The following is a 12,359-nucleotide window of genomic DNA, read 5'->3' as shown; positions in this document are numbered from 1 at the left end:
TTAATAATAACTTCGAAAGATATGATTTGAATAGAATACAATTTTCAGAGCAAAAATAGAAAAAGAAAAAGGAGACTCTGATGCCGCACCCTCTCGTTTCTCAGCAGATGATCGATACTTATCAGGCGGATGGCGTCGTCCTGATCAAAGGACTGTTCGCGGACCACGTGGAACAATTGCGGGATGGGGTGGCTGTAAACATGGCCGAACCCGGTCCCTACGCGTCCGAAAACAAGAAGTCTGGTGAAACAGGTCGTTTCTTTGATGATTACTGCAACTGGACTCGGATTCCACAGTTCCGCGAGGTGATCGAGACCTCTCCCGCAGCCGAAGTTGCCGCAGATCTGATGCAATCAAATTGCGTTCAGATGTTCCATGATCACGTGCTGGTCAAAGAGCCCGGAACGTCCATGGCGACGCCATGGCATCAGGATGGTCCATATTATTTCGTCGAAGGCCAGCAGACCATCAGCTTCTGGTCGCCGCTTGATCCGGTCAGACAGGCAACTCTGCGTTGTGTCGCCGGATCACACCGGTGGGAGAAAGAGGTTTTGCCAACCCGCTGGGTTTCCGAAGAAGACTTTTTTGCGGATGAAGGTCAGTACATTCCCGTGCCGGATCCCGATGCCGAGGGAATGAAGGTAGTCGAATTTGAAATGGAGCCTGGCGATGCGGTCGCATTCAACTATCGCACCCTACACGGTGCGCGCGGGAACCAGTCGGACAGCCGTCGCCGCGCCTTTTCCCTTCGGCTGGTGGGCGACGATGCCCGGTATGTAGAGCGCCCCGGCCGAACCTCACCCCCGTTCCCCGGGCACGAGATGACGCCGGGACAGCGCCTGCGCGAGGATTGGTTTCCGATGCTGTTGCAGCGTTAAGGCGGCTCAGAACCACTGACCTGACTCGATTAGACCGAGGTCCAGCAGCTGGCGGGAATGCCATTCAAACGGCACCGAATTGCGCCAGCGAAAGCTGCGGATGTCAAACGTTGATCCGGCGTTTGTTTTCAGAGCCTTCGCTGCCCGGAAAGAACAAATGGCGGCTGTCATGTTGTGATGCCAGGGGCAGGAATAGGTATTGTATTCCGGTTCGTTAAAGGTATGGTCAGAGCTCAATGCCAGATTTTTCTGAGCCCGGAACAGAGCGATGCGGTCGATCCGGCGACGTTCATAAGGGATGTGGTCCTCGAACCTCCATCGCAACCCGCCTGAAAGATCCACCTGACGATCCAGCGGCTGCCCCGTCGGGTCATGGCGGGTATGGGCGTAATACCCCTTACTGTCAAACAAGGCCTGATCGGGGGCCACGCCATTGGGGTGTACGTTCAAATCCTCTGCGTACAGGTCGATGACATAGCTGAGCATCGCGTTGCGCCGCTCTTCGCCATGAAAGACCAGCATTTCGCCCACGCTTCGCGTTTCGCAAAATGGAAAGAACAGGTATTCGGCATTGTAGCAATAGTACATCCAGATACCGGGGGCGGTCTGAATAATCCTGTTTATGGTATCAAACACCACCATCCGTGGAACACATTTCAAACTGACCCGATGCACTTTGGTGGACAAGTCCTCCGTCAGATGAAACTCGTCTGGTGCAAAGACTATGACCGACTTGAAGCCCAGCTTCAGATGGTGGTGCAACGTGCTTGCCAGCTCCACTTCGTCCTCGGCAAAAATCAGTGCAACGGGGCCTTTGGCCAATGCGGCCTGACCCGAATTCAGGAAATGGTCGAGAGAATCGTACTTCATCGGGTGTGTTCGGTTCGGCCTTGCTGGAAAGTTCAGCCAAATTCGGGTAAATGCGCCCGCATTGCAAGCGGCGTTCGAAGCGTATAGATGACGCCGATCCAGCGAATGCAAAGGCCCACCCCATGTCCGAACCGAAAAAGCTGTTTATCAAGACTTATGGCTGTCAGATGAATGTCTATGACAGCGAACGCATGTCCGAGGCGCTGGGCGGGCAGGGCTATGTCGAAACCAAGACGCCTGACGATGCAGATATGATCCTGCTGAACACCTGCCACATTCGTGAAAAGGCGGCGGAGAAAGTGTATTCGGAACTCGGCCGCTTCAAAGGCCTGAAGGCCGAGAAGCCTGACCTGAAAATCGGTGTTGCGGGTTGTGTCGCGCAGGCCGAGGGTGAAGAGATCATGCGTCGCCAGCCACTGGTTGATCTGGTGGTAGGTCCGCAAAGCTATCACCGCCTGCCCGAGATGGAGGCCAAAACCCGAGCGGGCGAAAAAGCGCTGGACACGGATTTCCCCGAGGAAGACAAGTTCGAAAAACTGAAAAACCGTCCCAAGGCCAAGCGCGGCCCGACGGCGTTTCTGACTGTTCAGGAAGGTTGCGACAAATTCTGCGCTTTTTGCGTGGTGCCTTATACCCGTGGCGCTGAAGTTAGCCGCCCTGCGGATCGCATCATCCGCGAAGCCCACGATCTCGTCGAACGCGGCGTGCGCGAGATCACTTTGCTGGGGCAGAACGTCAATGCCTATCACGGTGCCGGTTCGCACGGTGACATGACTCTGGCGGGTTTGATCTGGGAGTTGAACAAGGTCGACGGGCTAGAGCGAATCCGCTTTACTACCTCACACCCCAACGACATGGCAGATGACCTGATCGAGGCGCATGGTACCTGCGATAAGCTGATGCCGTATCTGCACCTGCCGGTTCAATCGGGTTCGGATCGAATTCTCAAACGAATGAATCGCAGCCATACGGCAGAAAGCTATCTGCGCCTGATCGAACGAATTCGTGCAGCGCGCCCCGATATTGTGATGTCAGGGGATTTCATCGTCGGTTTCCCCGAGGAGACGGAAGAGGATTTTCAGGCAACAATGGATTTGGTTGAAGAGGTCAAATACGGCTACGCTTATTCCTTCAAATACTCCACACGCCCCGGAACGCCGGCAGCCGAGCGGGCTCAGGTCGATCCGACAGCGGCGGATGAACGTTTGCAGCGACTTCAGGCCCTTATCACCCGCCACCAAAGGGAAATTCAGGACGGCATGGTCGGCCGTACTGTCCGCGTACTGTTCGAAAAACCGGGTCGCCTGTCTGGGCAGATGGTCGGAAAGTCGGAATATCTGCATTCGGTGCACGTTAAAGGCCCCGAGATTGCAGTTGGCGATCTGAAAGAGGTCCGGATCACCGAGTCGGGTGCCAACTCTTTGGCGGGTGAGCTGCTCTAAGCCGGTAGATTTCCGCAGTTCAGACACCATAGTTGGTGTTTGTTTCCAAAATTTACCCTTGATTTATTGCTTGGAACTATGCTCCGAGAGGAGCCATGTTTTTTCGGGCGTCGGTTTTTTGCGTCTCAAAAACGATTATGCGCCGATCCAGAGGTCGGAGTGATGGAGGTACGAGTGACGATCCTAAAGAGCTTCAGGGCCGTGAGCCTGCTGAAAACACTGCCCGTGGCTTCTGTGGTCACTCTTCTTGCCAGTGCGTCGACCGCCGGGGATTTGAAGGGCACAACAACCGATCCGGTTGTGATTAGCCCCAAGAAATATGGCAACGACGTCAGTGCTTTTTACTTGGGGATTAGCGGCGGCTACGGCTCGGGCGGGGACGATCGATTTGGCCTGAGAACACCTGCAGGGTTGTTCGATGTTGGCGACCAGAATGTATCCGGAGCTTACGGGGGCGTCCGCGGCGGGTGGCGCGGCGTTCTGCCATCTAGAGGTGGGCGTGATTTCGTCTACGGCTTTGAAGTCGGATATGATTTCGGATCATTGGACGATAGTGTCAGAACCCAGATCGGCGGTGCCGATGTTCAGGGCGGGACAGAGGTTTCTGACGTTTTGTCCCTTAGGTACCGAAATGGCCTGACAAGTCGAAACGGTCGGGTTCTGTACTTTTTCAGTGTCGGTTACTTGTGGGGTGATGTTGAGACAACCAACAGCATCGCAACTGGGACTTCGACACAGAATTTTGCGGCGTCGGATCGGCGGGGTGGGTATACCGCAAGTATCGGAGCAGAACACAAGCTGACTGACAATTGGTCGATCACCGGCGAATATGAATACGTCCAGTTCAAATCCGAAGACGTTCAATTCGGCTCGGGCTTTTCCACAAAGTCCACACCAAAATACGGCGGTTTGAGATTCGGGCTGAACTACACATTCTGATGCGCATCTGACCGGCAGTTCCCTCCTGTCTGGTCGGCGCTTTTGCCATCCGCGAGTTAATTTTTGAAACTGTGGCTTGCGCCCACCAAGATTTGTTGTCTACGCTCGGGGTGAACTGCCAAGACAGGAGAACGGATTGGCCATCGGTGCCCTGACCCCACCGCAAGATGAAATGCCCCAACGTGAGGCGTTTGTAGAGTTTCCCGACAACCGATTGTTGATTGACCTGTGCGGCGAATACGACCGCAATCTGGCCGAGATCGAAAGCAAACTTTCCGTCCAGATCGTGCGCCGTGGCAATCAGCTTGTCGTAATGGGCGATGAAGACGCCCAGAAGCAGGCTATTGAGGTGCTGCAATCGCTTTACACACGGCTGGAAGGCGGGCGCGAGGTCGAGGCTGCGGACGTGGACCGAGAACTGCGTATGGGTGCGTCAGAGCAAGGAACTGGCAGCCGTGATGGCGATCAGCTTGAAATGTTCAAGGGTGGTTCGGTCGAGATCAAAACGCGCAAGAAGCTGGTCGAACCGCGCACGGACGCCCAGAAAGCTTATGTCCAGTCGTTGTTCCAAAACGAGCTTGCATTTGGCATCGGGCCTGCTGGCACGGGTAAAACCTATCTGGCCGTCGCTGTTGGCGTGTCGATGTTTATCGGCGGGCACGTGGATCGAATCATCCTGAGCCGCCCTGCGGTCGAAGCAGGTGAAAAACTGGGTTATCTGCCGGGTGACATGAAGGACAAGGTCGATCCGTACATGCAGCCGCTTTACGATGCGCTGAACGATTTTCTGCCTGGCAAACAGCTGGCCAAGCTGATCGAAGAGAAACGCATCGAAATCGCTCCACTGGCATTCATGCGCGGGCGGACACTGGCCAATGCATTCGTTGTTCTGGACGAGGCGCAAAATGCCACAACCATGCAGATGAAGATGTTTCTGACCCGTTTGGGTGAGGGCAGCCGCATGGTTATCACCGGTGACAGGTCACAGGTGGACTTGCCGCGCGGCGTTCAGTCTGGGCTGCGGGATGCGGAAAGACTTTTGAAAACGATCCCCAATATCAGCTTCAACTATTTCACGTCGAAGGATGTTGTGCGCCATCCGCTTGTGGCCGCGATCATCGAGGCGTATGAGGCTGATGCGGGCCGCGAAACCAGCTGAGTACAAGGCCCACCCACAGGGCTGTCGTGCAACAAGATGAATCTGGAACTCACTGTCGAAGACGACCGTTGGCATGGTCTCGAGGATTTATCTCGGCAGGCGATCTCTGCCGTTCTGTCCTATGCAGGACTGGCCTCTGAGCTTTGCGAAATCAGCGTTCTGGGGTGTGATGATGTGCGCATTTCGGAACTGAACGCGGAGTTTCGCAACAAACCAACCCCCACCAATGTTCTGAGCTGGCCGGCTGGAGATCTGGCGCCGGACAGAGCTGGGCAAGTGCCGCATCCGCCAGAGCCGGATTTCACCGGCGAAATTCCACTGGGTGATATTGCGATTTCTTACGACACTTGTGCCCGTGAGGCGGATGAGGCAGGCAAGGCGATGGACGATCATGTCGTTCATTTGCTTGTTCATGGAACATTACATTTGCTGGGATACGATCACATTCGTGACCCCGATGCCGCTCTGATGGAAGAGATTGAGGTCAAGATACTTGGCAAATTAGGTATAGATGACCCATATAAGATATGAAGTGGGTCTTGCGACCCGATCTATTGGAACAAGGTAATGGGCGATACAGACGGCAGTTCTAGGGCGGCGCAAGGCGCGCAACCTCAGGAAAGCAACACCACCACCACCGAGAAAGGCGGGTTTATATCCCGGATTTTCGACGCGTTTTCGGGTCATGATACCCAACAGAACCCTGTAGTGAACGGGCAGAGCGCAGCGGCGGCTCAGCCCCACGGGATGATAAACCTGCGCCGGATGCGCGTCGAAGACGTGGCCATTCCCACAGCTGAAATTATCTCGGTCCCGTCCACCATCAGCAAGGATGAACTGGCGGATGTATTCCGGGGCAGTGGGTTGTCCAGAATTCCGGTCTATGAAGGAACGCTGGATACGCCGTTGGGCTTTGTTCACCTCAAGGATTTCGCACTGACCCATGGGTTCAATGGCGACGCGCGCGAATTTGACCTGACGTCCATGCTGCGCACGCTTTTGTTCGTGCCGCCTTCGATGCCAATCGGTGTCCTGCTGACCAAGATGCAGACCGAACGCCGCCATATGGCGTTGGTGATTGATGAGTACGGCGGCGTGGATGGCCTGCTGACGATCGAAGACCTGATTGAACAGGTGGTGGGTGAGATCGCGGACGAACACGACGCAGCCGAAGATCAGCTTTGGGTACAGGAAAAGCCGGGCTGCTACGTTGTGCAGGCTCGTGTACCGCTTGAGGATTTTGAGGCCGAAATCGGTCGGTCATTGACCAGCCACGAGGACGTGGATGAAGAGGAAATCGATACGCTGGGCGGGCTTGTCTTCATGCTGTCCGGGCGTGTTCCGGCACGGGGCGAGGTCGTGATCCACCCTGAAGGCCCGGAGTTTGAAGTGATCGAAGCCGACCCGCGGCGCATCAAACGGTTGCGCGTTATGCTGCCGGACATTGCTGCATGACGCCTGTCCGGGGCTGGCCGTTATCGTTGAGATTGTTCGTCGCCGCTGCTCTGGGCGCCGTTGGCGCTTTTGGCCAAGCACCGCATGGGTATTGGGGTGCCACAGTTCTTGCGCTGATTTTGATCGTTCCGGTGTTCCTTGCCAGCGAAACCCGTGCCCGCGCGGGGTGGGTCGGCTGGTTCTTCGCCACAGGCTACTTCGCGCACGCGCTCAGTTGGATCATCGAACCTTTTCAAGTGGACGCACAACGCCACGCGTGGATGGCACCGTTTGCGCTGGTGTTCATGGCAAGTGGGCTCGCCCTGTTCTGGGCAGTGGCCTTTCGCTTGTCACGACATACTGGCGCGACTGCCATGCGACAGAGCATTCTGCTGGTCGCAACGCTGTCTCTGGCCGAGCTGGCGCGGGGTTATGTTTTGACCGGGTTCCCCTGGGCCGGAGTGGCGCAAGTCTGGGTGGATACGCCTGTCGCGCAATTGTTGTCTTTATTCGGGCCGTATGGGCTGAATGCCCTGACATTTGCCGTGGCGTTCCCAATTGGGGCGGCATTGGTTCAGGAAAGATCTTTAAGGGGGCTGGCACGGCCATTGGGCTTTGCAGCTGCGATGGTGGTCTTGGCGATGGGCTATGCATCGACGCGGCCATCGGTTCTGGAAGGCCCGCACACGGTTCGTGTGGTTCAGCCAAATGCACTGCAGCATCAAAAGTGGGATCCGGCCTATGCGCCCTTGTTCTTCGCCCGCCAGATTGAGTATTCCGCTGCGACGCCCAGACCGGACCTGATCGTCTGGCCTGAGACCGCAGTTCCGGCCTGGTTGGGCAGCGCACAACCGTATTTGGCCGCTATCGCAGATGCGGCTCAAGGGACGTCTGTGGTTTTGGGGATTCAACGCGGAGACGGTCCGAGGATATTTAACTCGATGGTCTATCTGGATGAAGCCGGGCGGCAGGGCGGTCTGTATGACAAACACCATCTCGCCCCGTTTGGGGAATATGTCCCTTTTGGCGAGTTGATGGGCCGCTTTGGGATTTCCGGGCTGGCGTCCACGACGGGGCATGGATTCAGCGCAGGGCTGGGCCCCGATTTGCTGGACGTTGGCAAATTAGGCAGGGCGTTGCCTCTGATTTGTTATGAGGCTGTATTCCCGCAGGATGTGAACGGAGCACCGGGTCGGGCAGATTTCCTGTTGCAGATCACCAACGACGCGTGGTTCGGAACCCGTTCAGGGCCATATCAACATCTGGCGCAAGCCCGGATGAGGGCGATTGAGCAGGGCCTTCCAATGATCCGTTCGGCCAATACCGGAATATCGGCCATGATTGACCCGCTGGGGCAGGTCACAGCCTCATTGGAGTTGGGCAAGGCAGGATATGTGGACGCGATCCTGTCGCAGCCACAGCGGCCGACAGTTTATTCCCGTATCGGGGATAGCCCTGTTCTTGTGGCGCTATTGTTTCTTTCTGCGCTGGCGTGGTTCAACGTCCGTCGCATCCGCAAGTAATTAGAGATTGACCCTAACTTTTTGCGGGCGTAAGCGTCTGTGATCTGTCACAACGGCTTCCTGGCGTGGCGGAGGAACCCCTAATGGAGCACATTTATGTCCCGACAGAACTATACATTTACTTCGGAATCTGTTTCCGAAGGGCACCCGGACAAGGTCTGTGACCGGATTTCGGATGCTGTCCTTGATGCATTTCTGAATGAAGAGCCAGAAGCACGTGTGGCCTGCGAAACTTTCGCCACGACCAACCGGGTCGTGATCGGTGGCGAAGTTGGCCTGTCTGATCAAGACAAACTGCACGACTACATGGGTCGCATCGAACAGATTGCGCGCGACTGTGTGAAAGACATCGGATACGAGCAGGACAAGTTCCACCACGAAACCATCGAGGTGACGAACCTGCTGCATGAACAATCCGCCCATATCGCGCAGGGCGTGGATTCTGCGGCGGACAAAGATGAAGGCGCTGGCGATCAGGGCATCATGTTTGGATATGCCACCACCGAAACACCAGCGCTGATGCCTGCGCCGATCCAGTATTCGCACGCCATCCTGCGACGTCTGGCTGAAGTGCGCAAGAATGGTACCGAGCCTGCGTTGGGTCCAGATGCAAAGTCGCAGTTGTCGGTCGTCTATCGTGACGGCAAACCGGTTGGCGTCAGCTCGATCGTTCTGTCTACGCAGCACCTGGATGAAGCATTGTCTTCGGATGACATTCGCGCCATCGTGGAGCCCTATATCCGCGAAACACTGCCCGAAGGCTGGTTGTCGGCTGAAACAGAATGGCACGTCAATCCTACCGGCAAGTTCGTTATCGGTGGACCGGATGGCGATGCGGGCCTGACCGGACGCAAGATCATCGTCGACACCTATGGTGGTGCGGCCCCGCATGGCGGCGGCGCATTCTCGGGCAAGGACCCGACCAAGGTTGACCGCTCGGCAGCTTATGCCGCCCGCTATCTGGCAAAAAACGTTGTCGCGGCTGGTATGGCCGAGAACTGCACGATTCAGTTGAGCTATGCGATTGGCGTCTCCAAGCCGCTGTCGATCTATGCTGATACACATGGGACCGGGCAAATCGCGGATGCAGCGATCGAAAAAGCCGTCGGAGAGATCATGGATCTGACTCCGCGCGGCATTCGTCAGCACCTGCAGCTAAACAAGCCCATCTATCAGCGGACGGCGGCCTACGGTCACTTTGGTCGCCAGCCGAGCGAGGATGGTGGGTTCAGCTGGGAGCGCACCGACCTGGTCGATGCACTGAAATCCGCAGTCTGACCTGAACAAAGCGCGCCTTCCGGGGCGCGCTTTTTCTTGTGGGTGTCGCTCACCCTTGCAACGCACTGTGACGCGCAGTATGGCGACCGCCATGAGCACCGAGACACCACAACGCCCGCGCAGAAACTTCTATGGCCGTTTCAAGGGCAAGACCCTGAAGCCCAGCCAGAAGACCTATCTGAACGAAGACCTGGTTGCATTGTCACCCGGCGCGGTGGACTGGGACGCAAACCCGGAGCGCAAGCCGTTGGACCTGGACATGCTGTTTGGAGGCAAGCCGGTCTGGCTTGAGATCGGCTTTGGCGGCGGTGAGCATCTGGTGCATCAGGCGCAAAGCAATCCCGGCATTGGCATCATTGGGGCCGAGCCCTACATCAACGGCGTTGCCATGCTTCTGGGTAAAATCCGGCAAGCGGGTATTGAAAACCTTGCTGTGCATCCCGGCGATGCGCGTGATCTGTTCGACGTGCTGCCGGATGCCAGTATTTCGCGCGCGTTTCTTCTCTATCCCGATCCCTGGCCCAAAACGCGCCACCATCGTCGCCGGTTTGTAACACCGGAACACCTTGAGCCGCTGGCAAAGGTGCTAAAACCCGGGGCGATATTCCGGGTCGCAACCGACATCCCCGACTATGTTCGGCAAACGCTGGAAGAAATGCCGGGTGCAGGGTTTGAATGGTTGGCGGAACGCCCCTCGGACTGGCGCGAACCGTGGGACGACTGGATTTCCACGCGCTACGAACAGAAAGCACTGCGCGAGGGCCGGACGCCCCATTACCTGACCTTCAGCCGCAAAGGCTGATTGCCGCTGGACCAACCGGCCCCAATTCGCTAATCGGCCTAAGACTGATAGCGCAAAAGGAGCCCCCATGTCCGGACACGGCACGCCCATCCCGATGACCTCGCATCCCTGCGGCCCGCTGACCGGCACGGCCGAGGTCCCCGGCGACAAGTCGATCTCGCATAGGTCATTGATCCTTGGCGCCATGGCCGTAGGCGAGACCAGGATCTCGGGCTTGCTTGAGGGTGAGGACGTTTTGGACACCGCCAAGGCCATGCGGGCTTTCGGGGCTGTGGTCACGGACCACGGCGGCGGTGAATGGACCGTACACGGTGTGGGCGTAGGCGGATTTGCCGAACCGGATCAGGTGATCGACTGTGGCAATTCGGGCACCGGCGTGCGTCTGATCATGGGAGCAATGGCAACCTCTCCGATCACAGCGACCTTTACCGGTGATGCCAGCCTGAACAAACGCCCCATGGCGCGGGTGACTGACCCTCTGGCCTTGTTTGGCACGCAATCGGTTGGGCGGTCCGGTGGGCGGTTGCCGATGACCATCGTCGGAGCGGCAGATCCGACACCGGTCCGGTACGAAGTTCCGGTGCCCTCGGCCCAGGTGAAATCGGCCGTCCTGCTGGCCGGGTTGAATGCCCCCGGTAAAACCGTTGTGATCGAAAAAGAAGCGACCCGCGATCATTCCGAACGGATGTTGGTCGGGTTCGGCGCTGAGATTACGGTGGAAGACACCGATGACGGCCGTGTCATCACTCTGACGGGCCGCCCCGAACTGAAGCCGCAGGTTATCGCCGTACCGCGTGACCCGTCCAGCGCGGCCTTCCCGGTTTGTGCTGCACTGATCACGCCTGGATCGGATGTACTGGTGCCGGGCATCGGATTGAACCCTACCCGTGCGGGGCTGTTCACCACCCTGCGCGAAATGGGTGCGGATCTGACCTATGAGAATGAACGGGAAGAAGGTGGCGAGCCGGTTGCCGATCTGCGCGCAAAATACTCTCCCAACATGCAGGGCATCAATGTGCCCCCAGAACGCGCGGCTTCGATGATCGACGAATACCCTGTTTTGTCCGTGGTTGCCGCAAATGCGACTGGCACTACGATGATGGGCGGCGTGAAAGAGCTGCGGGTGAAGGAAAGCGATCGTATCGACGCAATGGCCCGTGGCCTGCGGGCCAACGGAGTGACAGTCAACGAAGGCGACGAATGGTGGTCGGTCGAAGGGCTGGGCATTGGCAACGTCCCGGGCGGCGGCACCTGCGAAAGTTTCCTGGATCATCGCATCGCCATGTCATTTATGGTGATGGGCATGGGCGCACAAAGCCCGGTAAGCGTGGATGATGGCGGCCCGATCGCGACTTCCTTCCCGATCTTCGAACCTCTGATGGCATCACTGGGTGCAAAGGTAGAGCGTTCGTGAGCTTCACGGTCGCCATTGACGGACCTGCGGCCGCGGGAAAGGGCACGATCTCCAAGGCCGTTGCGGCGCATTTCGGTTTTGCCCATCTGGACACCGGCTTGCTGTATCGCGCCGTCGGGCGACGTACCCTCAAAGGCGTTGGTGCGCTTGAAGCTGCGCAAACCCTCACGGCCGAAGAGCTTGAGCAGGGAGATCTTCGTACTGCTGAAATCGCACAGGCTGCGTCCAAAGTGGCGGTAATCCCCGAGGTTCGCGCGGCGCTGGTGGATTTTCAACGTACATTTGCCCGCAGGGCAGGCGGGGCCGTTCTGGATGGGCGCGACATTGGGACGGTGATCTGTCCCCATGCCGAGGTGAAGCTGTTTGTGACCGCCAGCGCCCAAGTGCGTGCACAACGCCGATATCTGGAGCTTAGCGCAAAGGGTGCTGATGTAACGCGCGAACAGGTTTTGGCAGATGTCGAAGAGCGGGATGCGCGGGACGCAGAGCGCAGCACTGCTCCGATGAAGCCTGCTGAGGATGCAGTGCGGTTAGACACAACAGATCTGAGTATTGAGGCCGCAATGGCCAAAGCGCTTGAGGTTATCAGCACAAAACTGCCCGCGACGCGCTAACGCCGC

General features: G+C 57.4%; 12 protein-coding genes and 1 riboswitch. Of the genes, 11 read left to right on the top strand and 1 reads right to left on the bottom strand.

Translation table 11 applies throughout. The features are described from left to right. Positions 1–80 precede the first annotated feature (80 nt). Entirely contained in the window at positions 81–878 is a 798-nt protein-coding gene (locus ACR0K5_RS09405; protein ID WP_480629446.1) for a phytanoyl-CoA dioxygenase family protein, read from the top strand. Between the two features lie 6 nt (positions 879–884). Here ACR0K5_RS09405 and ACR0K5_RS09400 read toward each other — a convergent pair whose 3' ends face one another. Beyond that, a complete protein-coding gene (locus tag ACR0K5_RS09400; RefSeq protein ID WP_480629445.1) occupies positions 885–1,748 on the bottom strand; it encodes a glycosyltransferase family 2 protein in 864 nt (287 codons plus the stop codon). Between the two features lie 122 nt (positions 1,749–1,870). Between ACR0K5_RS09400 and miaB the strand changes: the two genes are divergently transcribed. The 10 genes from miaB to cmk all read left to right on the top strand — a co-directional run bounded on the left by miaB (position 1,871) and on the right by cmk (position 12,353). Further along, on the top strand, positions 1,871–3,190 hold the full coding sequence (gene miaB, locus ACR0K5_RS09395) for a tRNA (N6-isopentenyl adenosine(37)-C2)-methylthiotransferase MiaB (protein ID WP_480629444.1): 1,320 nt from the start codon (positions 1,871–1,873) through the stop codon (positions 3,188–3,190). Between the two features lie 174 nt (positions 3,191–3,364). Next, complete coding sequence (locus ACR0K5_RS09390) at positions 3,365–4,129, top strand: outer membrane protein (protein WP_480629443.1); 765 nt, start codon at positions 3,365–3,367, stop codon at positions 4,127–4,129. Between the two features lie 136 nt (positions 4,130–4,265). Then, the gene (locus tag ACR0K5_RS09385) at positions 4,266–5,288 is read left to right on the top strand and encodes a PhoH family protein (protein WP_480629442.1); all 1,023 of its coding nucleotides are present in this window, start codon (positions 4,266–4,268) and stop codon (positions 5,286–5,288) included. Between the two features lie 36 nt (positions 5,289–5,324). Next, on the top strand, positions 5,325–5,819 hold the full coding sequence (gene ybeY / locus ACR0K5_RS09380; protein ID WP_480629441.1) for an rRNA maturation RNase YbeY: 495 nt from the start codon (positions 5,325–5,327) through the stop codon (positions 5,817–5,819). Positions 5,820–5,855: 36 nt separating this feature from the next. Then, positions 5,856–6,743, top strand: coding sequence for a hemolysin family protein (locus ACR0K5_RS09375; RefSeq protein WP_480629440.1), 888 nt, complete (start codon positions 5,856–5,858; stop codon positions 6,741–6,743). Continuing rightward, on the top strand, positions 6,740–8,245 hold the full coding sequence (gene lnt, locus ACR0K5_RS09370; RefSeq protein WP_480629439.1) for an apolipoprotein N-acyltransferase: 1,506 nt from the start codon (positions 6,740–6,742) through the stop codon (positions 8,243–8,245). The genes ACR0K5_RS09375 and lnt overlap by 4 nt, the downstream gene beginning before the upstream one ends. A 41-nt stretch (positions 8,246–8,286) precedes the next feature. Then, positions 8,287–8,336, top strand: a riboswitch (SAM-SAH riboswitch). Positions 8,337–8,341: 5 nt separating this feature from the next. Further along, entirely contained in the window at positions 8,342–9,523 is a 1,182-nt protein-coding gene (gene metK / locus ACR0K5_RS09365) for a methionine adenosyltransferase (RefSeq protein WP_480629438.1), read from the top strand. Positions 9,524–9,614: 91 nt separating this feature from the next. Beyond that, on the top strand, positions 9,615–10,325 hold the full coding sequence (gene trmB / locus ACR0K5_RS09360; protein ID WP_480629437.1) for a tRNA (guanosine(46)-N7)-methyltransferase TrmB: 711 nt from the start codon (positions 9,615–9,617) through the stop codon (positions 10,323–10,325). A gap of 67 nt (positions 10,326–10,392) precedes the next feature. Further along, the gene (gene aroA / locus ACR0K5_RS09355; RefSeq protein ID WP_480629436.1) at positions 10,393–11,739 is read left to right on the top strand and encodes a 3-phosphoshikimate 1-carboxyvinyltransferase; all 1,347 of its coding nucleotides are present in this window, start codon (positions 10,393–10,395) and stop codon (positions 11,737–11,739) included. After that, entirely contained in the window at positions 11,736–12,353 is a 618-nt protein-coding gene (cmk, locus tag ACR0K5_RS09350; RefSeq protein WP_480629435.1) for a (d)CMP kinase, read from the top strand. Before aroA ends, cmk begins: the two co-directional genes overlap by 4 nt. The last annotated feature ends 6 nt before the right edge of the window (positions 12,354–12,359 follow it).

It is taken from the genome of Ruegeria sp. AB9, assembly GCF_056542585.1.
Note: the sequence above shows the minus strand (reverse complement) of the source record. Positions and strands in the feature narration are given on the sequence as shown.

What these genes read in the sequence shown, in the direction of transcription:
- aroA (WP_480629436.1), top strand. Translation starts at nt 10,393, where the DNA reads ATGTCCGGACACGGCACGCCCATCCCGATGACCTCGCATCCCTGCGGC.
- ACR0K5_RS09400 (WP_480629445.1), bottom strand. Translation starts at nt 1,748, where the DNA reads ATGAAGTACGATTCTCTCGACCATTTCCTGAATTCGGGTCAGGCCGCA.
- miaB (WP_480629444.1), top strand. Translation starts at nt 1,871, where the DNA reads ATGTCCGAACCGAAAAAGCTGTTTATCAAGACTTATGGCTGTCAGATG.
- trmB (WP_480629437.1), top strand. Translation starts at nt 9,615, where the DNA reads ATGAGCACCGAGACACCACAACGCCCGCGCAGAAACTTCTATGGCCGT.
- ACR0K5_RS09405 (WP_480629446.1), top strand. Translation starts at nt 81, where the DNA reads ATGCCGCACCCTCTCGTTTCTCAGCAGATGATCGATACTTATCAGGCG.
- ybeY (WP_480629441.1), top strand. Translation starts at nt 5,325, where the DNA reads ATGAATCTGGAACTCACTGTCGAAGACGACCGTTGGCATGGTCTCGAG.
- lnt (WP_480629439.1), top strand. Translation starts at nt 6,740, where the DNA reads ATGACGCCTGTCCGGGGCTGGCCGTTATCGTTGAGATTGTTCGTCGCC.
- metK (WP_480629438.1), top strand. Translation starts at nt 8,342, where the DNA reads ATGTCCCGACAGAACTATACATTTACTTCGGAATCTGTTTCCGAAGGG.
- ACR0K5_RS09375 (WP_480629440.1), top strand. Translation starts at nt 5,856, where the DNA reads ATGGGCGATACAGACGGCAGTTCTAGGGCGGCGCAAGGCGCGCAACCT.